The sequence below is a fragment of the Bacillus sp. ATD genome (assembly GCF_050585765.1).
In the GTDB taxonomy this organism is placed as follows: domain Bacteria; phylum Bacillota; class Bacilli; order Bacillales; family Bacillaceae; genus Bacillus; species Bacillus stercoris.
The window spans coordinates 245,534-267,521 of record NZ_JBOBQH010000005.1 but is presented as its reverse complement, the minus strand read 5'-3'; the positions used below and the strand labels follow the sequence as shown (position 1 = coordinate 267,521).

At 45.6% G+C, this 21,988-nt stretch carries 15 protein-coding genes and 1 pseudogene; 9 read left to right on the top strand and 7 right to left on the bottom strand.

Annotated elements, in window-relative coordinates:
• Window positions 1-33 precede the first annotated feature (33 nt).
• Both ACQXR1_RS14300 and ACQXR1_RS14295 read right to left on the bottom strand, forming a co-directional pair.
• Window positions 34-714: an amino acid ABC transporter permease gene (locus ACQXR1_RS14300; protein WP_014662727.1), complete on the bottom strand. Its 681-nt coding sequence runs from the start codon at window positions 712-714 to the stop codon at window positions 34-36.
• Window positions 715-723: 9 nt separating this feature from the next.
• Window positions 724-1,587 carry a transporter substrate-binding domain-containing protein gene (locus ACQXR1_RS14295; RefSeq protein ID WP_040084210.1) on the bottom strand — a complete coding sequence of 288 codons (864 nt, stop codon included), beginning with the start codon at window positions 1,585-1,587 and terminating at the stop codon, window positions 724-726.
• Between the two features lie 161 nt (window positions 1,588-1,748).
• Between ACQXR1_RS14295 and ACQXR1_RS14290 the strand changes: the two are divergent.
• From ACQXR1_RS14290 to bglC, 7 genes and pseudogenes are all read left to right on the top strand, one after another.
• Window positions 1,749-1,930: pseudogene (locus tag ACQXR1_RS14290) on the top strand (hypothetical protein).
• A 19-nt stretch (window positions 1,931-1,949) separates the two neighbouring features.
• Window positions 1,950-2,405, top strand: a complete 456-nt coding sequence (locus ACQXR1_RS14285) for an RDD family protein (RefSeq protein ID WP_014662729.1) — start codon at window positions 1,950-1,952, stop codon at window positions 2,403-2,405.
• A gap of 80 nt (window positions 2,406-2,485) precedes the next feature.
• Window positions 2,486-2,818, top strand: coding sequence for a YckD family protein (locus ACQXR1_RS14280; protein ID WP_430772356.1), 333 nt, complete (start codon window positions 2,486-2,488; stop codon window positions 2,816-2,818).
• 126 nt (window positions 2,819-2,944) lie between these two features.
• Entirely contained in the window at window positions 2,945-3,367 is a 423-nt protein-coding gene (locus ACQXR1_RS14275; protein WP_041521243.1) for a MarR family winged helix-turn-helix transcriptional regulator, read from the top strand.
• The gene (locus ACQXR1_RS14270; protein ID WP_014662732.1) at window positions 3,355-3,696 is read left to right on the top strand and encodes a DUF3147 family protein; all 342 of its coding nucleotides are present in this window, start codon (window positions 3,355-3,357) and stop codon (window positions 3,694-3,696) included. Before ACQXR1_RS14275 ends, ACQXR1_RS14270 begins: the two co-directional genes overlap by 13 nt.
• An 18-nt stretch (window positions 3,697-3,714) precedes the next feature.
• Window positions 3,715-4,443 carry an AAA family ATPase gene (locus ACQXR1_RS14265; RefSeq protein ID WP_014662733.1) on the top strand — a complete coding sequence of 243 codons (729 nt, stop codon included), beginning with the start codon at window positions 3,715-3,717 and terminating at the stop codon, window positions 4,441-4,443.
• A gap of 72 nt (window positions 4,444-4,515) precedes the next feature.
• Window positions 4,516-5,949 carry a 6-phospho-beta-glucosidase gene (gene bglC, locus ACQXR1_RS14260; protein ID WP_430772355.1) on the top strand — a complete coding sequence of 478 codons (1,434 nt, stop codon included), beginning with the start codon at window positions 4,516-4,518 and terminating at the stop codon, window positions 5,947-5,949.
• 36 nt (window positions 5,950-5,985) lie between these two features.
• On the opposite strand, the gene nin is transcribed toward bglC, so the two are convergent.
• The 5 genes from nin to hxlA form a co-directional block, all read right to left on the bottom strand.
• Window positions 5,986-6,384 (bottom strand): DNA-entry nuclease inhibitor, encoded by a 399-nt coding sequence (gene nin, locus ACQXR1_RS14255; RefSeq protein ID WP_095431236.1) that lies wholly within the window; start codon window positions 6,382-6,384, stop codon window positions 5,986-5,988.
• A 26-nt stretch (window positions 6,385-6,410) separates the two neighbouring features.
• Window positions 6,411-6,860, bottom strand: a complete 450-nt coding sequence (gene nucA / locus ACQXR1_RS14250) for a DNA-entry nuclease (RefSeq protein ID WP_430772354.1) — start codon at window positions 6,858-6,860, stop codon at window positions 6,411-6,413.
• Between the two features lie 167 nt (window positions 6,861-7,027).
• Window positions 7,028-8,749: a methyl-accepting chemotaxis protein TlpC gene (gene tlpC, locus ACQXR1_RS14245; protein WP_430772353.1), complete on the bottom strand. Its 1,722-nt coding sequence runs from the start codon at window positions 8,747-8,749 to the stop codon at window positions 7,028-7,030.
• Window positions 8,750-8,859: 110 nt separating this feature from the next.
• Window positions 8,860-9,417, bottom strand: coding sequence for a 6-phospho-3-hexuloisomerase (gene hxlB, locus ACQXR1_RS14240; protein ID WP_014662738.1), 558 nt, complete (start codon window positions 9,415-9,417; stop codon window positions 8,860-8,862).
• A gap of 5 nt (window positions 9,418-9,422) precedes the next feature.
• The gene (gene hxlA, locus ACQXR1_RS14235) at window positions 9,423-10,055 is read right to left on the bottom strand and encodes a 3-hexulose-6-phosphate synthase (RefSeq protein ID WP_306289188.1); all 633 of its coding nucleotides are present in this window, start codon (window positions 10,053-10,055) and stop codon (window positions 9,423-9,425) included.
• A 232-nt stretch (window positions 10,056-10,287) separates the two neighbouring features.
• Between hxlA and hxlR the strand changes: the two genes are divergently transcribed.
• Window positions 10,288-10,650 (top strand): transcriptional activator HxlR, encoded by a 363-nt coding sequence (gene hxlR, locus ACQXR1_RS14230; RefSeq protein ID WP_014662740.1) that lies wholly within the window; start codon window positions 10,288-10,290, stop codon window positions 10,648-10,650.
• Between the two features lie 562 nt (window positions 10,651-11,212).
• Window positions 11,213-21,976 carry a surfactin non-ribosomal peptide synthetase SrfAA gene (gene srfAA, locus ACQXR1_RS14225; protein WP_430772352.1) on the top strand — a complete coding sequence of 3,588 codons (10,764 nt, stop codon included), beginning with the start codon at window positions 11,213-11,215 and terminating at the stop codon, window positions 21,974-21,976.
• The last annotated feature ends 12 nt before the right edge of the window (window positions 21,977-21,988 follow it).

Here is a 21,988-nt window from a genome sequence, read left to right as displayed (position 1 = left end):
CTGGGGGAGCGGCTTTTTTAATGAAACGTTTGTTTAAACATAATGAGCGTATTTTTTCTCAAGGATATTCTGAAAGGTTGCGGCAATTGAGCAGATGGCCCAATAAATGAGAGCGGTCAGAATATACATGGTCATGTAATCAAACTCTCTGCCTCCGATGATTTTCGCATGCTGGAGCAATTCCGGCACTGTAATCATTGCAGCGAGAGATGACGCTTTGATTAAGTCGAGCAATACATTGGCAAGCGGAGGCAACGCAATACGTATCGATTGCGGCAAAATGATGCCCCTCATCGTCTGCCAATAGGAAAGGCCCAGCGAGGATGCCGCTTCCCATTGTCCTTTATCAACGGATGAAATGGCTGAACGGTTAATTTCCGCAATGTAGGCGGCACTGTTAAGGCTAAAGCCGATTAAAGCAGCCGTGACAGCAGAAAATTCAATGCCGATGTATGGAAACCCAAAATAAAGGATAAACAAAATCACCAAAATCGGAACGCCCCGCATAAATGAGATATAGAGCTTCGCCGGCCATCTTAACAAAGCAAGCTTAGACATTCTGGCGAGTGATATGAACAGGCCGATCACAGTTCCCGCAAACATGCTTACAAAAGAGATGAGCAGTGTATACCCAATGCCTTTTATGACATAAGGAAACGATTCAATGGCCAGCTTCGTGTTGAAAATATATTCCCACTGAATGCTATTGATCATGGCGTCCGATTACAAATCAACGTCCTGAACGTCGACATTCAGTTTCTTTGATACATCTGCTTTATTGAAGAATTGCTTCGACAGCTTTGTCAAAGTGCCATCCTTGCTCATTTCCTTCAATGTTTCGTTCATCTTTTTCTGAAGTGCCGCATTGCTTTTTTTCATGACAAGCGCCTGTTTGTTCGGCATGTACTTGATGTCAGGATGGATCGTAATGTTGAGATCCGGGAATGCTGCGAGCGCGAGTGTCTGCAGGTAATAGTCGTTTAAAATGACATCAGTGCGTCCGTTGGCGACATCTTTTAAATATTGCTCATTCGTCGCATTATCATAAATCACTTCTTTGGCGCCGTATTTTCTCGCGACATCCATGTAGACGGTGGTAGCAGCGCCAGCCGCTTTCTTCCCTTTCAAATCCTTAAGCGTTTTAATCCCTGATAAATCGTCTTTACGGACGATTGCCGTGCCGTATGAATATTTATATGGAGTAGAAAATGCGAACTTCTTCTCGCGGTCCTTCGTCACATCGATGTCATTCGCGGCTGCGTCAACCTGTCCGCTGTTCACCGCTGTCAGCATCCCGTCAATGCCCATCTCCTTGAACTCAACCTTCAATCCCAATCGTTTTGCCGCTTCGCGAACGACTTCAACTTCGTAGCCCGTCAGCTTATCGGAGCCAGAGTCGGTATCGTGATAAGAAGTAGGATAGAGCGTACCTGATGTAGCGACTACGATTTTCCCTTTATCCTTAATCTGCTCCCAGCCTGTATCCTTGGAATCGGCTTCATTTTTGCCGGAACAAGCTGCCAATATAAGAAAGAAAGCCATTGTGAAACTGAATATAACGGCTTTGGATTGCTTGAATGATTTCACCTATTTTTCCCCCAATCTGTTAATCAACTAAAAAGATAGCATTGAACATAAGGGGTTGCAATATGTTGATGACGTTTTCAAAAAGTTCGAATTGTGTATACAAAAGGCATGGGTGGGTGTTTAAAAGCGGCTATGAAGGGAAGAGGTGATGAAAAAAGGAGTTGTCCAAGGATGAATGCCAGACGTGTCAAGGATAGGAGCATGTGAAGTGAAGGTGCAGCAGAGAGCAATACCGTAAGAAATGGTCAAGAGGCATGAAAGCGATCTTCAGAATAAATTAAGTCTTGCTGCTGCCCCTAAGGCATATGATATATTCGATGAGAAAGAAAATGGAAACATGTAAACCATAATGGGGGAGTCAAATGAATATTTACAGACCAGCCGGATTTTGGATCAGACTTGGAGCTGCATTGTTAGATTACATTATAGTCTCGGTACCTCTTTTGCTGATCTATTGGCTGATTACAGGAAAAGACCCGAACGACAGCATGTTCATCAGTTTGGTTGTTCTGCTGTACTCTATGCTGCTGCCGGTGTTTTGGCGAGGCTACCTTATTGGAAAAAGAATCTGCGGAATCAGAATCGTAAAAAAAGACGGATCACAAGTCAGCCTGTTAACAATGTTTTTACGAGTTATTGTTGGCGGCCTTGTTTACGGTATAACCTTCGGACTTGGCTTGATCGCCAGCCTGATTCTGATTGCCGTACGAGAAGACAAACGAACCCTGCATGATTTAATCGCGGGAACGTATGTCACGTACGCGTCACCTGGTGAAGAAGAACTTTATACTGACGAAGAGATTAGAAAGAGCGAATAATATTCGTTCTTTTTATATTTATGCATAAAAAATACAATGCAGCAAAACATATGAAAAATAGGATTGGAGGAATAAACTGGATGAAACGAATAACCATCAACGTGATCACAATGTTCATTGCCGCGGCTGTCATTTCTCTGACCGGTATAGCTGAAGCCGCTGAAAAACAGCAGCAGCCTCCCGCAAATGTCACACTGACAGATCAGCAAAAGAAAGAGATTGAAAGAATGGAAGCAGAGATTCTAAAAAAACGCAAAGACGTGATCTCAAAGTATGTACAATACGGCGTACTGCCTAAAGAAAGAGGAGAATATATCAAAAATCACATGGACAAACACTTTGAAATGATGAAACAAAACGGCTTTGTTCCAAAGCCCCATCCCCATCCGCATAAATTTGAAAAAAGACATTAAGACGGTAAGCATCCAATGGGAATTGGGTGCTTTTTTATTGTTAAAAGTTGCAAAATGAATTTTCTGAAAAATACATCGTTTAAATTGATTATATCTTATGATAAGATATAAATGAGGTGTATAAAGATGGAAACGGACTTCATAGCAAAACTTAATCAGCAGTGGACAGAAATTTATTATTTATTACATTATCAACATAAGGATAATATTTCTCACCAGGCAATACGAATCATGCAACATATCGAAAAGCAAGGTGAGGCAACAATAGGAGCTTTGGCTGAATACTTGTCTGTCTCACACAATACAGCGTCTGAGCATATTAAACGTTTGATTCAAAAGGGATTTATAGCTAAACGGCGAAGTCAGCAGGATGAACGAAAAGTTTTCGTTTTCTTAACGCAAGAAGGAAGAGCTGTTCTTGAACAGCATACACAGCTAGATAAAGAGAAATTGAAAGAAATAATTGAACGAATGAGCACATCAGAAAAGGAATTAGTTGAACAGGCATTTGAACTATTGAGTAGGAAAGCTAAACAATGGCAGTTTTAAGTAAAGTAATCATCTCTGCGTTGATTATCGGTTTTGTTACTGAAATATCAAAAAGACATCCGACCTATGGAGGGATCATTGCCGCTTTGCCCTTGGTCAGTTTATTAAGCCTTTTTTGGATGCAGTTACAAGGTGAAAAAACAGCTCAATTAAGTCAATTTGCATCTGGTGTGCTTACAGGAATCCCAGCTACAGTTTGTTTACTAGCTATTTTGGCTTTTTTGCTGAAAATTCATGTGCCGTTTTGGTTTGCATTATGTGTTGGAATACTAGGATGGGCTATGTTTTTATGGATGCAGAAGATCTTTCTCAATATATTATTTAACTGAGTATAGAAAGGAGATGCTATGTTTTTAAAAAAGGTTACTCTTCTTCGAGATAAGATTTTGGACTTTGACAGATTTCCTTTTACTATCCCGGCTATAAGTCAATTAAATGACATCTTATTTACTAGCCAAGTGACTTTTTTTGTGGGGGAAAATGGGTCTGGAAAATCTACTTTGCTTGAAGCGATAGCAGATAAGTGTGAATTCAATACAGCGGGTGGAAGCCGAAATAATGTCTATGAATTACAGGAGTCAGATTCCCATTTAGGAGATTACATACGTTTATCTTGGCTTCCAAAGGTAACAAATGGCTTCTTCTTAAGAGCTGAAGCGTTTTATCATCTTTCTCTTCATCTGGATGAAATGGAATTAGATGCTCCTCAGCCCTACCGTTCCTATGGAGGGAGACCGCTACACAAACAATCACATGGAGAGTCCTTTATGTCTCTATTCCGTCATCGTTTTAAAGAGAAAGCGATTTATCTTTTAGATGAGCCAGAAGCAGCACTTTCTCCAGCTAGGCAGCTAGCTTTTTTGAGAGTTATACATGATTTGGTGAAGGGCGGAAAGGTACAAATGATCATTGCGACTCATTCCCCTATCCTGCTGGGCTATCCCAATGCTAATATTTTAAGCTTTGATGATGGAAGAATACATCATATTGAATATGAGAATACAGAACATGTTCAATTAACACGATATTTTCTTGGACAAAGAGAAAAAATATTAGCTGAACTGTTCCGCGACTAAGATCGAGTTGATCTGAAACGCGTTTCATAACCTATGATAGATTTATCAAATCATTCAGGAGTGATAAACACTATGATTCACCAGCATCCAGAATCTTTTCCGAAACATTTTTTGTGGGGCTCTGCTTCTGCAGCGTACCAGATTGAAGGCGCTTGGAATGAAGATGGCAAAGGCCCTTCTGTTTGGGATGTATTTACGAAAATACCGGGCAAAACGTTTAAAGGAACCAATGGAGACATTGCGGTTGACCATTATCACCGATATAAAGAAGATGTCGCCCTGATGGCTGAGATGGGATTAAAAGCGTATCGATTTTCCGTCAGCTGGCCGCGGATTTTTCCAAAAGGAAGAGGGGAGATCAATGAAGCAGGTCTAGCGTTTTACGACAACCTGATTGATGAATTGCTTTCTCATCACATCGAGCCGGTTTTGACTTTATATCACTGGGATTTGCCTCAAGCGCTTATGGACGAGTACGGCGGGTTTGAGTCAAGAAAAATCATAGAGGATTTTAATCATTACTGTATTACTCTTTATAAACGTTTTGGAGACAGGGTGAAATATTGGGTTACGTTAAACGAACAGAACTACAATTTTAATCACGGCTTTATTACAGCCATGCATCCGCCTGGAGTGAAAGACAGAAAACGATTTTATGAAGCAAACCATATTGCATTTCTGGCTAATGCAAAAGCCATTGAATCCTTTAGAGATTATGTGCCTGAAGGCAAAATCGGTCCAAGCTTTGCTTATTCTCCGGCTTATCCTTTATCAAGCCATCCAGAGGATATCCTGGCATTTGAAAACGCAGAAGAATTTATGAACAATTGGTGGCTTGACATGTATTGCTGGGGAACCTACCCGCAAATCCCTTTCCGTTACTTGGAAAAACAGGGATGGGCGCCGACTATCGAAGCGGGAGATATGGAGCTCCTTGCCAAAGGGAAGCCTGATTTTGTAGGTGTCAATTATTATCAGACGATCACCTACGAACGAAATCCGCTTGATGGTGTGTCGGAAGGGAAAATGAATACGACAGGCCAAAAGGGAACCAATCAGGAGACGGGGATACCGGGAGTGTTCAAAACGAAAAAAAATCCTCACCTGACAACGAGCAACTGGGATTGGACAATTGACCCAATTGGGCTGCGTATCGGCCTTCGCCGAATTACAAGCCGCTATCAGCTTCCAGTGTTTATAACAGAGAACGGTTTAGGGGAATTTGATAAAGTTGAGGACGGCACTGTACAGGATGATTATCGAATTGATTATTTGCGTTCGCATCTTGAGCAATGCAGACAAGCCATCAGTGACGGTGTCGATTTAATCGGCTATTGCAGCTGGTCGTTTACTGATCTGTTAAGCTGGCTGAACGGCTACCAAAAAAGATACGGATTTGTATACGTCAATCGTGATGAAGAAAGCACATACGATTTAAAACGCTTGAAGAAAAAAAGCTTTTATTGGTATAAAGATGTCATCAAGACGAACGGAGAAAGTTTATAAAGAGTCCCTGAGAGTTATTCTCTCAGGGGTTTTTCATTACACAGAAACAGCATCAATAATATAAGTGTCAGCGTGCAAATCTGACATTTCAGCCGGCACAGTCCAGCATGTCAATTGATAGTCTCCTTTGGGGAGATCAAAGGACAGTCTTTTAGACATGATGCTTTCAATTTGAATTCCGTTTTCTGTGAGATGAAAAGGAACAGTCACTTTTTTCTCGTAGGCGTTTACTGTTTCTGAACTGTTCAGGCGCAAAAGAATAAAGGCCTTTGTATTTCGCTGCGCCTCAAAGGAAATGGCCCCGTCTGCCGCAGTATAACCTTTTTCAATCGCTTCGTCAGTCCAATCCATTACAGGAGGTGCAGAATCCTTTTGAAATACAGTAAATTGATGATATGAAATCGAAAGTTCTTGCGGCTTCCATGATTTGATCAATGTGCTGTTCCTCCTCTATGTACTGTTTACTGAATTGTGAATAAAACCTTTGTGCCGTCTGGATAATCGGTAAGCTGATGCCCGACCCAAGAGCCTGCTCCGCGATTGTCAGCGGGAGAAATGTATTCTACAGAAGCTCCCTCACCGCCTTCTTTGCACATGGCCATTGGCCATTCATCTCTGTCATACCCCGTTTTGGAAGGTACGTCCTTTAATGATTGCTCGCGGCGTTCCTCAGCTCCGTCTCTGTCGATCGTGCACACCTCTGAGTGCCCCTCATTTATCGCATCCTTAATATGCTTGGCCGTTTCGGGATAACGGTCAGAAGGGAGGGCGATCGTTTCGTCATATTCTTTCGTTTGAGACGTTTTTTGATCAGCTGAGAAAAAGTCTCCTTTTATCAGGCCGACAGCTGCAGCTGCTATGATGACGATGACGAGAAGTATCGTTTTTATGATGTCCGTCGTGATGTTCACCTCCCGCTTTTAAAACTGACACAAGAGTAATCCAGAAAGCATGTGGTGTAAAGGTTTAAATTTTAGGTTTTCTGCTCAGTTTATTGCAGAAATCGTAATTTTAGCAGGTCGAAATATTAGTTTTCAGCAAAATACGAATGCCAATTTACAATAATGATAGTAAGTCATCAGCCGTTTTCAGCTTGATTAATCATTTTAAATTGGCTTATGATACCGGTAAGCTCCTCAGCTAATTGAGACAGCGTTTCAGAAGCTGCGGTAATCTCCTCCATTGCAGCAAATTGCTCCTCTGTTAATGCAGCCGCTTGCCGGGTATTTTGAGTAGATTCTTTAATGTCGGCCGTATTGGCTGCAAAGGAATCATTTATTTGATGTGCACTGGCTGAAATGTTTGTTACAGATGCTGATAAATCACTAATCTCGGCGCTGATTTCACCTGTTGCAGCTGCAATTTCCTTAAATGCATCTCTGGTGCGCTGGATCATGGTGACTCCTTCTGCAGCTTCTGTTTTCACATGCTCAACAGATCTTGCAGATTGGTTCATGTCATTTTGTATTTCTTTGATCAGTTTTGAAATCTGTCCCGCAGACTGTTGAGACTCTTCCGCTAATTTGCGTACCTCATCGGCAACAACAGCAAAGCCTTTTCCATGTTCACCGGCTCTGGCAGCTTCGATCGCTGCATTCAGCGCAAGCAGGTTTGTCTGGTCGGCAATTTGGGTGATGACCGATAAAATTTGCTCAATTTGTTTAGAGCGGCCGTCTAGCTGGTGTATGATTTCTCCGCTTTTCTGAATTGAATTGTGAATCGCGTCCATTTGAGCCTGTACATTTGCAATTTCCTTTTGTCCAATGTCTGCTTTTGATTGAGCGAGCTGCCCTTTGTCAGCGATAGCGGCAGTATTTGCAGAAATATCCCGGATGTCTGCTGAAGCTTGTTTTAATGAGCTTTCACTATTTTCAATTCGGGTGATCTGATCTTGGGCTCCATTTGCAATCTGCTGTACAGCTTCTGTGATTTTTTCTGAAGCTTGATTTGTTTCCTCTGCTCCGGCTGAGAGCTGCTGAGAGGCTGACGCAAGCTGAAGGGCTGATTGTTGTACAGTTTGGATGGTATCGTTCAGCTTCATTCTCATCTTGTTATAATAGGCGCTTAGTTCTGAGAGCTCGTCACCGGTTTTATCTGACACCTCTATTGTCATGTCTCCGTTTCCGGCACTTTCAAACGCGCTTTTTAAAGCGTTCAGCCGCTTGTTGATTTTTCTGGTGAAAACCAGGACAAGGATGACTGATACCATAATGACGATAACAAGAACGATAGCGAATTGAGTGAAAAGCGAATGTGTAAGTGATGCTAATATGCTTTGATTGGCTCCGGTATAAAGCATGCCGATGATGTTCCCGTTTTGATCTTTTAACGGCATGTATGCCGTCTGATAAGAGGAGCCTGCAACATCTGCTTGTCCGTAGAACCGTTTTCCGTTCTTTAATACAGTGTCAGTAACTTCAGAAGAAGCCTGGGTGCCAACAGCTCTTTCTCCATTCTTCATGACATTGGTTGCAACACGAGTATCGCCTTGGAAAATGGTAATGGTATCACCCGTTTTTTCGCCAAGCAGATCAACGATATCTTCATTTCCATTGATTTGTGTTTGCCCTTTATAGAGCTTATTGTTTTTCACCTGCCAGTCCCCTGAAATGACATCATCAATATAAGCATTGCTTAAAGCGAGATCCCCTTTCGCTTTTTCAGTTGCCATTTGTTTCATGTTTTCTGTAATTTCCTTAAGCATCACCGTGCCGACTGATGCGGAAAATAAAAGAATCACCACAAAAACCAGGAAAAGAATTTTAGTTCCTAGCTTCAACTTAAGTCGTTTTATCAACATAATTCCTCCTTTTGCAATTCGTAGGTCATATTACTTATCGGATTTTCAGGCTTAAAGTTTTATTTTAGAAAAAATAAAACCGGCCTGATCTTCAGGCCGGTTGTGTAAGGCTATTCAAGGTTCGCGTGGTGGGTGAACATGGTTTCAGAATCGAGTTCTTTTTTCTCCATGAGTTTTAAAATTACTGCGTCGTAGAATAGCAGCAACGTTTGTTCAAATAATGATCCCATTGGCTGGATGGTTTTATAGCTTCCGTTTGACTGGTCTTTAGGAGAACCAGGCATTCTAATGATCAGGTCTGCTTGTTTTCCGATACTTGATTGCGGATTGATGGTTAAAGCTGCAACATTTCCGTGTAAGCTTTTCGCTTTTGCTGCGGTATGAATCAAGCTCTTTGTCTCGCCTGAGCCTGAGCCGATAATAACTAGATCACCTTCGGCGAGCGGCGGAGTGAGAATTTCACCGACTATATGGGCGTTGAAGCCCATGTGCATCAATCTCATCGCGAAGGATTTTGCCATCAGGCCAGACCGCCCCGCACCCGCAGTAAAAATTTGATTAGACGAAAGAATGTGATCGGCAAGCTGGTCAGCTTCTTCATCAGAAATATAAGCTGCTGAACGGTGTAACTCATTGAGAATTTCCGTTACGTATTCAGTCGTTTTCATCTGATTTATCCTTGGGCAATCAGCTGTTTCATTTTTGAAGCTGTTTCGGCTTTGTCTGCCGCGCTTGTAATTCCGCCCCCAACAATGACAAGGTCAGGCTTTTGTTTGATTACTTCTGGCAGTGTATCAAGTTTGATGCCGCCCGCGATTGCGGTTTTTGCGTTTTTTACGGTATTTTTGATTGTCGTTAATTCTTCGAAAGAGTTTTTGCCCTCTGCTTGAAGATCATAACCAGTGTGGACGCAGATGTAGTCAACACCGAGTGCGTCGATTTCTTTCGTGCGGGATTCGATGTCTTTCACGTTAATCATGTCCACTAGGATTTTCTTCTTTTGTTTTTTGGCTTCTTCTACTGCGCCTTTAATCGTTGCATCGTCTGTAGCCCCTAAAACGGTGATGATGTCAGCGCCCGCTTCCGACGCTTTCATGATTTCGTAGCCCCCGGCATCCATGATTTTCAGGTCTGCAAGAACTTTCAATTGCGGAAATGTGTCTTTTATTTCTTTAACGGCTTTTAGGCCTTCATTAATGACGACCGGTGTTCCGATTTCAACCACATCGATATATTGTTCCACTTCTTTGACAAGCTCAATGGCTTCGGGGATGTTGACGAGGTCTAATGCAAGCTGTAATTCCATTGTTGATCCACTCCCTTTTTCGAATTATTTTTCATTCTATAGGTTCCTTCTTTTGATGAGAAGTAGGCACTTTGAAGTCAACAAGTTACTTGGAGGATACTGTGTGGAGCGGCAATCAGATTTCTTTCTCTTAGTATTATGAGTGAGTATAATGAAAAAAGAGTCTGCAAAAAAGTAAGTAAGTGACGATACGTATCTAACATATAAAAAGGTTACTGAGGGGGGATTTCTTTTGAGCCGGATGGACGGAAAAAGGTTTAATTGTGAGAAGGAATTAACGCTTGCAGTGATTGGCGGTAAGTGGAAAATGCTCATTTTGTGGCATTTAGGAAAAGAAGGCACAAAACGGTTCAATGAATTAAAAACATTGATTCCTGATATTACGCAGAAGATCCTCGCGAATCAGCTGAGAGAGCTTGAGCAGGATATGATTGTTCACAGGGAAGTGTATCCGGTTGTCCCGCCGAGGGTTGAATATTCTCTGACCTCCCAAGGAGAGAGCCTCATGCCTATTCTTGATGCCATGTATGAGTGGGGGAAAGGTTATATGGAATTGTTTGATATCGACAAAAATGTCATGAAAGAATCGTTGTAAGGCGCTCTTCGCAAGGGTGTCTTTTTTTTGCCTGTTTTTCGGTTTTTGCGCGGTAAACATATATCATGTAAAGACTGTAAATCGCAGTCAACAATAAATAAGATTGAACGCAGAAGTTTGTTTTAAAAATTTTTATTTTTCTGTAAATAATGTTTAGTGGAAATAATTGCGGCATCCCGCAAAAATATCCCTGTAAATAAACTGGAATCTTTCGGCATCCCGCATGAAACTTTTCACCCATTTTTCGGTGATAAAAACATTTTTTTCATTTAAAGTGAACGGTAGCAAGATAAAAAATATTGAAAACAATGAATAAATAGCCAAAATTGTTTCCTATTAGGGTGGGGGGTCTTGCGTCTTTATTCGCTTGTGTTAAACCCCGCAATGCTGACTGACGGCAGCCTGTTTTAATAGCGGTAGATTGGAAGCACTGCTTTTTAAGTGTAGTACTTTGGGCTATTTCGGTTGTTAGTTCATAAGAATTAAAAGCTGGTATGGATAAAAAAGAGAAAATGCGCTGCACATGTTCACTGCTTATGAAGACTAGGGGAGGTATGACAATATGGAAATAACTTTTTATCCTTTAACGGATGCACAAAAACGAATTTGGTATACAGAAAAATTTTATCCTCACACGAGTATTTCAAACCTTGCGGGGATTGGTAAGCTGGTTTCAGCTGATGCGATTGATTATGTGCTTGTTGGGCAGGCGATTCAAGAGTTTATTCGCAGAAATGAGTCCATGCGCCTTCGGCTGCGGCTCAATGAAAATGGGGAGCCTGTTCAATATATTAGCGAGTATCGGCCTGTTGATATAAAACATACTGACACTACTGGAGATCCGAATGCGACAGAGTCTATTTCACAATGGAGCCGGGAGGAAACGAAAAAACCTTTGCCGCTGTACGATTGTGATTTGTTCCGTTTTTCCTTGTTCACTATAAAGGAAAATGAAGTGTGGTTTTACGCAAATGTTCATCACGTAATTTCTGATGGCATCTCCATGAATATTCTCGGGAATGCGATCATGCACATTTATTTAGAATTAGCCAGCGGCTCAGAGACAAAAGAAGGAATCTCGCATTCATTTATCGATCATGTTTTATCTGAACAGGACTATGCTCAATCGAAGCGGTTTGAAAAGGACAAGGCGTTTTGGAACAAGCAATTTGAATCGGTGCCTGAACTTGTTTCCCTGAAACGGAATGCTTCCGCAGGAGGGAGTTTGGATGCTAAGAGGTACTCTAAAGATGTGCCTGAAGCGCTTCATCAACAGATTCTATCGTTTTGTGAGGCAAACAAAGTCAGTGTTCTTTCGGTGTTTCAATCGTTGCTTGCCGCCTATTTGTACAGGGTCAGCGGCCAGAATGATGTTGTGACGGGAACCTTTATGGGCAACCGGACGAATGCGAAAGAGAAGCAAATGCTAGGCATGTTTGTTTCTACGGTTCCGCTTCGGACAAACATTAACGGCGGGCAAGCGTTTTTAGAATTTGTCAAAGATCGGATGAAGGATCTCATGAAGACACTTCGCCACCAAAAGTATCCGTATAATCTCCTGATCAACGATTTGCGTGAAACAAAGAGCTCTCTGACCAGGCTGTTTACAGTTTCTCTTGAATATCAAGTGATGCAGTGGCAGAAAGAAGAGGATCTTGCCTTTTTGACAGAGCCGATTTTCAGCGGCAGCGGATTAAATGATGTCTCGATTCATGTAAAGGATCGATGGGATACTGGGAAACTCACCATAGATTTTGATTACCGAACTGATTTATTTTCACGTGAAGAAATCAACATGATTTGTGAGCGCATGATGACCATGCTGGAGAACGCGTTAACGCATCCAGAACATACAATTGATGAATTAACACTGATTTCTGAAGGGGAGAAAGAGAAGCTGCTTGCGATGGCCGGCGGTAAATCTGTGAACTACCGTAAGGACATGACGATCCCAGAGCTGTTCCAAGAAAAGGCTGAGCTGCTTTTAGATCACCCAGCAGTTGTATTTGAAGATCGCACATTGTCTTATCGAGCGTTACATGAGCAATCTGCACGCATTGCCAATGTGCTGAAACAAAAAGGGGTTGGCCCGGATAGTCCTGTCGCCGTACTGATTGAACGCTCTGAACGGATGATTACATCTATCATGGGGATTTTAAATGCCGGCGGAGCCTATGTGCCGATTGATCCCGGTTTTCCTGCTGAGCGGATTCAATATATTTTGGAGGATTGCGGGGCGGACTTCATCCTGACTGAATCGCAGATTGAAGCTCCTGCGTCCGATGCTGAATTGATTGATTTTGATCAGGCGATTGCGGAAGGCGCAGACGACATGCCGGAGGCTGATGTAAACGCGCGGAATCTTGCTTACATTATTTACACATCGGGAACAACCGGACATCCGAAAGGCGTTATGATCGAGCATCGCCAGGTTCATCACTTGGTTGAATCTCTGCAGCAGACGATTTATCAAAGCGGCTGCCAAACCCTGCGGATGGCATTGCTTGCGCCTTTCCACTTTGATGCGTCAGTGAAGCAGATTTTCGCGTCGCTTCTTTTGGGACAAACCCTATATATCGTACCGAAGAAAACAGTGACGAACGGGGCCGCCCTTGCTGCGTATTATCGGAGAAATAGCATTGAGGCGACGGATGGTACACCTGCCCATCTGCAAATGCTGATAGCGGCGGGCGATCTTGGCGGACTTAAGCTGAAGCATATGCTGATTGGCGGAGAAGGCCTATCCTCTGTCGTTGCGGATAAGCTGATGAAGCTGTTTAAAGAAACAGGCGCGGCACCGCGTTTGACCAATGTGTACGGGCCGACTGAAACGTGTGTTGACGCCTCTGTTCATCCGGTTATACCGGAGAGTGCCGTTCAATCAGCGTATGTGCCAATCGGGAAAGCGCTGGGAAATAACCGCTTATATATTTTGGATCAAAAAGGCCGGCTGCAGCCTGAAGGCGTGGCTGGCGAGCTTTATATCGCGGGAGACGGTGTAGGCCGAGGCTATTTGCATTTGCCTGAATTGACGGATGAGAAGTTTTTACAAGATCCGTTCGTGCCGGGCGAGCGCATGTACCGAACCGGGGATGTGGTGCGCTGGCTTCCAGATGGAACAATCGAATATTTAGGCAGAGAGGATGACCAGGTCAAAGTCCGCGGATACCGGATTGAGCTTGGGGAAATTGAAGCTGTGATTCAGCAGGCGCCCGACGTTGCAAAAGCCGTTGTTTTGGCACGGCCTGACGAACAGGGAAATCTTGAGGTTTGCGCATATGTTGTGCAGAAGCCTGGAAGCGAATTTGCACCTGCCAGCCTGCGGGAGCAGGCGGCCAGACAGCTTCCTGACTATATGGTGCCGGCTTACTTTACAGACGTGACAGAAATTCCGCTTACGCCAAGCGGCAAAGTCGATCGCCGCAAGCTGTTTGCGCTAGAGGTGAAGGCTGTCAGCGGTACGGCCTATACAGCGCCGCGAAATGAGACTGAAAAAGCAATCGCAGCCATTTGGCAGGATGTGCTGAACGTTGAGAAGGCGGGGATCTTTGACAATTTCTTTGAAACGGGCGGACATTCATTGAAGGCCATGACCCTTTTAACGAAGATTCATAAGGAAACAGGCGTCGAGATTCCGCTTCAATATTTGTTTGAGCATCCGACGATTGCGGCTCTTGCACAGGAAGCAGATCACAGAGAAAGCCGGGCATTTTCTGTGATTGAACCTGCTGAAAAACAGGAGCATTATCCGCTTTCTCTGGCACAGCAGCGAACATATATCGTCAGCCAGTTCGAGGATGCGGGAGTCGGCTACAACATGCCGGCGGCAGCAATTCTGGAAGGGCCTTTAGATATTCAAAAACTGGAGCGCGCATTTCAGGGGTTAATCCGACGCCACGAGTCTTTGAGAACGTCATTTGTTCTTGAAAACAGCACGCCGAGACAGAACATTTACGACAGCGTTGAATTCAACATTGAGATGATTGAAAGAGGCGGCCGCTCAGATGAGGCAATTATGGCTTCATTCGTTCGGAAATTTGATTTGGCGAAAGCTCCGCTGTTCAGAATCGGTCTGCTGAAGCTTGAAGAGAACCGTCATATGCTGCTGTTTGACATGCACCACTTGATTTCTGACGGTGTATCCATTGGCATTATATTGGAGGAATTAGCACGCATTTATAAAGGCGAACAGCTTCCTGAGCTTCGTCTCCAGTATAAGGACTACGCCGTATGGCAAAGCAGGCAGGCTGCTGAAGGGTACAAGAAGGACCGAGCTTATTGGAAGGAAGTCTTTGCAGGCGAGCTCCCGGTGCTTCAGCTTCTGTCCGATTATCCGAGACCGCCTGTTCAAAGCTTTGAAGGGGATCGGGTGTCAATCAAGCTGGATGCGGGGGTAAAGGATCGCCTCAATCGTTTGGCTGAACAAAACGGCGCCACTTTGTATATGGTGATGCTTTCCGCTTACTATACGCTTTTGTCAAAGTATACGGGACAGGATGACATCATTGTCGGGACGCCGTCAGCCGGCAGAAACCATTCCGATACAGAGGGCATTGTCGGGATGTTCGTCAATACGCTTGCGATTCGCAGTGAGGTCAAGCAGGATGAGACGTTTACCCAATTGATCTCGCGTGTCCGCAAACGCGTGCTGGATGCCTTTTCCCATCAGGATTATCCGTTTGAGTGGCTTGTTGAAGATTTGAACATCCCGCGTGATGTAAGCAGGCATCCGCTGTTTGACACGATGTTCAGCCTTCAAAACGCGACAGAGGGCATTCCGGCTGTCGGCGATCTGTCCTTGTCTGTTCATGAGACCAATTTCAAGATAGCCAAATTTGATTTGACAGTGCAGGCGAGAGAAACCGATGAAGGCATTGAGCTTGATTTGGATTACAGCACGAAGCTCTTTAAACAAAGCACGGCAAACAGGCTGCTTACGCATTTTGCGCGTTTGCTTGAAGATGCTGCGGCTGAGCCGGAACAGCGGATTTCCGAGTTTAAGCTTCTTTCTGAAGAGGAGGCTGCTTTGCAAATTCAGCAGTTTAACCCGGGCAGAACACCTTATCCGAAAGACAAAACAATTGTTCAGCTGTTTGAAGAGCAAGCGGCGAATACGCCAGACCACACTGCGCTTCAATATGAAGGCGAATCACTCACTTATCGTGAACTGAATGAACGGGCCAATCGTTTAGCCCGCGGCATTCTTTCTCTTGGAGCTGGCGAAGGCAGAACTGCGGCTGTCTTATGTGAGCGGTCCATGGAGATGATTGTGTCGATCTTGGCAGTATTAAAATCAGGTTCGGCTTATGTTCCGATTGATCCGGAACATCCGATTCAGCGGATGCAGCATTTCTTCCGTGACAGCGGCGCAAAGGTGCTTCTCACACAGAGGAAATTAAAGGCTTTAGCGGAAGAAGCTGAATTTGGCGGCGTTATCGTGCTCGCAGATGAGGAAGAAAGCTATCATGACGAAGCGCGAAATCTCGCACTGCCTCTTGATTCTGCGGCAATGGCCAACCTGACGTATACTTCCGGAACGACAGGAACGCCAAAGGGGAATATCGTGACACATGCCAATATTCTCCGTACGGTGAAGAAAACGAATTATCTCAGCATTACAGAACAGGATACGATTCTCGGACTTTCAAATTACGTGTTTGACGCGTTTATGTTCGATATGTTCGGCTCTTTGTTAAACGGAGCCAAGCTGGTGCTGATACCGAAAGAAACCGTTTTGGACATGGCTCGTCTGTCCCGCGTCATTGAACGGGAGAACATCAGCATTCTCATGATTACAACCGCTTTGTTCCACTTGCTTGTGGACTTGAATCCGGCATGCTTGTCAACGCTTCGCAAGATTATGTTTGGCGGGGAACGGGCTTCGGTTGAGCATGTCAGAAAAGCTTTGCAAACGGTTGGAAAGGGCAAGCTCCTTCACATGTATGGGCCGTCTGAAAGCACGGTTTTCGCGACGTATCATCCGGTTGATGAATTGGAGGAGCACACGCTGTCTGTTCCGATTGGAAAACCGGTTAGCAATACGGAAGTATACATTCTTGACCGTACGGGACACGTGCAGCCTGCCGGGATTGCCGGAGAGCTTTGCGTCAGCGGCGAAGGACTCGTGAAAGGCTATTACAACCGTCCAGAACTGACTGAGGAGAAATTTGTTCCTCATCCGTTTACATCCGGCGAACGCATGTATAAAACGGGAGACCTTGCGAGATGGCTGCCGAATGGCGACATCGAATTTATCGGGCGAATTGACCATCAGGTGAAGATTCGCGGACAGCGCATCGAGCTTGGAGAAATCGAACATCAGCTGCAAACCCATGATCGTGTTCAGGAGAGTGTTGTGCTTGCCGTTGATCAAGGAGCGGGAGATAAACTGCTTTGCGCTTACTATGTCGGAGAGGGAGACATCTCATCACAGGAGCTGAGAGAGCATGCTGCGAAGGACTTGCCGGCATATATGGTTCCTGCGGTGTTTATCCAAATGGACGAGCTGCCGCTGACTGGGAACGGAAAAATTGATCGGAGAGCGCTGCCGATTCCTGATGCCAACGTTTCAAGAGGTGTTTCATATGTTGCGCCACGCAATGAAACGGAACAAAAAGTCGCAGACATTTGGGCGCAGGTGCTTCAGGCTGAACGAATCGGCGTCTATGACCACTTCTTTGACATTGGCGGACACTCATTAGCAGGCATGAAGATGCTTGCCTTGGTTCATCAGGAACTGGGCGTTGAGCTGTCACTCAAAAATCTCTTCCAGTCACCGACGGTTGAGGGCTTGGCACAAGTGATTGCTTCTGCTGAAAAAGGGACAGCCGCCAGCATCAGCCCGGCAAAGAAACAAGATACGTATCCTGTTTCTTCACCGCAAAAACGGATGTATGTCCTTCAGCAGCTTGAAGGCGCGCAAACGAGCTATAACATGCCGGCGGTTCTGCGCCTGACAGGTGAGCTTGATGTTGAAAGGCTTAACAGCGTCATGCAGCAGTTAATGCAGCGTCATGAAGCCTTGAGAACCACGTTTGAAATAAAAGATGGAGAAACGGTGCAGCGGATCTGGGAAGAGGCTGAGTGCGAGATAGCCTATTTCGAAGCCCCGGAAGAAGAGACAGAGCGGATCGTTTCTGAGTTTATTAAGCCTTTCAAAATCGACCAACTTCCACTGTTCAGAATAGGGCTTATCAAGCATTCAGACACTGAGCATGTGCTGCTGTTCGATATGCATCATATTATTTCTGATGGTGCATCTGTCGGTGTGCTGATTGAGGAGCTTTCAAAGCTGTACGACGGAGAAACCCTTGAGCCGCTCCGTATTCAATATAAGGATTATGCCGTGTGGCAGCAACAGTTCATTCAGTCTGAGCTTTACAAGAAGCAAGAGGAACATTGGCTGAAGGAGCTGGATGGAGCGCTGCCGGTACTGACGCTTCCGACTGACTACAGCCGGCCTGCCGTTCAAACATTTGAGGGAGACCGCATTGCATTTTCATTAGAAGCAGGCAAAGCTGATGCTCTGCGCAGGCTTGCAAAAGAAACGGATTCCACGCTTTACATGGTGCTGCTGGCTTCATACAGTGCGTTTTTATCAAAATTGAGCGGACAAGACGATATCATCGTCGGTTCACCTGTGGCCGGACGATCTCAAGCGGACGTCAGCCGCGTTATCGGAATGTTCGTCAATACATTGGCGCTGCGCACGTATCCGAAGGGTGAAAAGACCTTTGCTGACTATCTTAATGAAGTGAAAGAAACGGCACTCAGCGCTTTTGATGCGCAGGATTACCCGCTTGAGGACTTGATCGGAAATGTTCAGGTTCAGCGTGACACAAGCAGAAATCCGTTATTCGATGCAGTTTTTTCAATGCAAAATGCGAATATAAAGGATTTAACAATGAAAGGGATTCAGCTTGAGCCACATCCGTTTGAACGGAAAACAGCCAAGTTTGATCTCACACTGACAGCTGACGAAACCGACGGAGGGCTTACATTCGTACTCGAATACAATACAGCTCTGTTTAAGCAGGAAACGATTGAACGATGGAAGCAATACTGGATGCAGCTTTTAGATGCTGTTACCGGCAACCCGAACCAGCCGCTTTCCAGCCTGTCACTCGTCACTGAAACAGAAAAACAAGCGCTTCTCGAGGCGTGGAAAGGCATAGGGCTGCCTGTGCCGACAGACAAAACGGTTCATCAGCTATTCGAAGAGACTGTCCAGCGCCACAAAGACCGCCCGGCTGTCACATACAACGGCCGATCTTGGACGTACGGCGAGCTGAATGCGAAGGCAAACCGTCTCGCGCGGATTCTGATCGACTGCGGCATCAGCCCGGATGACCGCGTCGGCGTTCTCACGAAGCCGTCGCTTGAAATGTCGGCCGCGGTGCTTGGCGTCTTAAAGGCGGGAGCGGCATTTGTGCCGATTGATCCTGACTACCCGGATCAGCGGATTGAGTATATTTTACAGGACAGCGGCGCGAAGCTTCTCTTGAAGCAAGAGGGCATTTCAGTGCCGGACAGCTATACGGGAGATGTCATTCTTCTCGACGGAAGCCGCACGATTCTAAGTCTGCCGCTTGATGAAAACGACGAGGAAAATCCAGAAACCGCTGTAACAGCTGAGAACTTGGCGTACATGATTTACACGTCTGGGACGACCGGACAGCCGAAGGGTGTCATGGTCGAGCACCATGCGCTTGTGAACCTGTGCTTCTGGCACCAAGACGCGTTTGGCATGACATCGGAGGACCGCAGTGCGAAGTACGCGGGCTTTGGGTTTGACGCTTCCATTTGGGAGATGTTCCCGACTTGGACGATCGGCGCCGAGCTTCACGTTATTGATGAAGCGATCCGCCTCGATATTGTCCGCCTAAACGATTATTTCGAAACGAACGGCGTGACGATCACGTTCCTGCCGACACAGCTGGCGGAACAGTTCATGGAGCTTGAGAACACATCACTCCGTGTCCTCTTGACTGGAGGAGACAAGCTGAAGCGTGCCGTGAAAAAGCCGTACAAGCTCGTCAACAACTACGGGCCGACAGAAAATACGGTCGTTGCCACAAGCACAGAAATCCATCCGGAGGAAGGCTCGCTTTCCATCGGACAGGCAATCGCCAATACGAGAGTGTACATTTTTGGTGAGGGCAATCAGGTGCAGCCGGAAGGCGTAGCCGGAGAGCTTTGTGTGGCGGGACGCGGACTGGCACGCGGCTATCTGAATCGAGAAGACGAAACCGCGAAGCGGTTTGTCGCTGATCCGTTTGTGCCGGGTGAACGCATGTACCGCACCGGCGATTTGGTGAAGTGGGTGAACGGCGGCATCGAATACATTGGCCGGATCGACCAGCAGGTCAAGGTCCGCGGCTACCGAATCGAGCTTTCAGAAATCGAAGTCCAGCTCGCACAGCATTCTGACGTACAGGATGCGGCAGTGACAGCTGTCAAAGATAAAGGCGGCAATACAGCGATCGCGGCGTATGTCACACCTGAATCAGCTGACATAGAAGCACTGAAATCAGCACTGAAGGAAACCCTGCCTGATTACATGATCCCGGCGTTCTGGGTGACGCTGAGCGAGCTTCCGGTTACGGCAAACGGCAAAGTCGACCGCAAAGCCTTGCCTGAGCCGGACATCGAAGCGGGAAGCGGAGAATACAAAGCGCCGACGACCGACATGGAAGAGCTGCTTGCCGGCATCTGGCAGGACGTGCTTGGAATGGCTGAAGTCGGTGTCACCGATAATTTCTTCTCGCTTGGCGGAGATTCCATCAAAGGAATTCAGATGGCGAGCCGCTTGAACCAGCACGGCTGGAAGCTGGAAATGAAAGATCTCTTCCAGCACCCGACGATCGAGGAGCTGACCCAATACGTAGAGCGTGCCGAAGGCAAACAGGCAGACCAAGGCCCGGTGGAGGGCGAAGTCATCCTGACGCCGATCCAGCGCTGGTTCTTTGAAAAGAACTTCACGAACCAACACCACTGGAACCAATCGGTGATGCTTCACGCCAAGAAGGGCTTTGATCCTGAACGGGTGGAGAAAACATTGCAGGCGCTGATCGAGCATCATGACGCGCTCCGTATGGTTTACCGTGAGGGACAGGAAGATGTCGTTCAATACAACAGAGGACTTGAAGCCTCTTCCGCTCAATTGGAGGTTATCCAGATTGAGGGACAAGCGAAAGATCACGAAGACCGTATAGAGAGAGAAGCGGAGCGTTTGCAAAGCAGCATCGACTTGCAGGAAGGCGGATTGTTCCAAGCGGGATTGTTCCAAGCGGAAGACGGGGATCACTTGCTTCTTGCCATTCACCACTTAGTGGTTGACGGCGTGTCGTGGCGGATTTTACTGGAGGATTTCGCCGCGGTATATACACAGCTTGAGCAAGGCAATGAACCGGTTCTCCCGCAGAAAACACATTCATTTGCAGAGTATGCAGAGAGATTGCAAGACTTCGCGAACTCCAAAGCCTTTTTGAAAGAAAAAGAGTATTGGAGACAGCTTGAAGAACAAGCAGTCGTTGCAAAGCTTCCGAAAGACCGCGAATCTGGTGATCAGCGAATGAAACATACAAAGACAATTGAATTCTCGCTGACTGCTGAAGAGACAGAACAGCTCACCACAAAGGTGCATGAGGCATATCACACAGAAATGAATGATATTTTGCTGACGGCATTCGGATTGGCGATGAGGGAGTGGACAGGCCAAGATCAAGTAAGTGTTCATTTAGAGGGGCATGGACGTGAAGAAATCATAGAAGACCTGACCATTTCCCGCACAGTCGGCTGGTTTACAAGTATGTACCCGATGGTGCTTGATATGAAGCATGCGGATGACCTGGGCTACCAGCTGAAGCAAATGAAAGAAGATATCAGACATGTGCCGAATAAGGGAGTCGGATACGGCATTCTGCGCTATCTGACGGCACCGGAACATAAAGAAGATGTGGCGTTCTCGATTCAGCCGGATGTCAGCTTTAACTATTTAGGACAGTTCGATGACATGTCGGATGCAGGCTTGTTCACGAGATCAGAGCTGCCATCAGGACAGTCATTAAGCCCTGAAACAGAAAAACCGAACGCGCTGGATGTTGTCGGATATATCGAAAACGGAAAACTGACGATGTCACTGGCCTATCATTCTCTTGAATTTCATGAAAAAACGATAAAGTCATTCAGCGACAGCTTTAAAGCGCATCTACTCAGAATCATTGAACATTGCCTATCTCAAGATGGTACGGAACTGACCCCGAGTGACCTTGGTGACGACGATTTGACGCTGGATGAGCTTGATAAATTAATGGAAATTTTCTAATAGAGGTGGCAT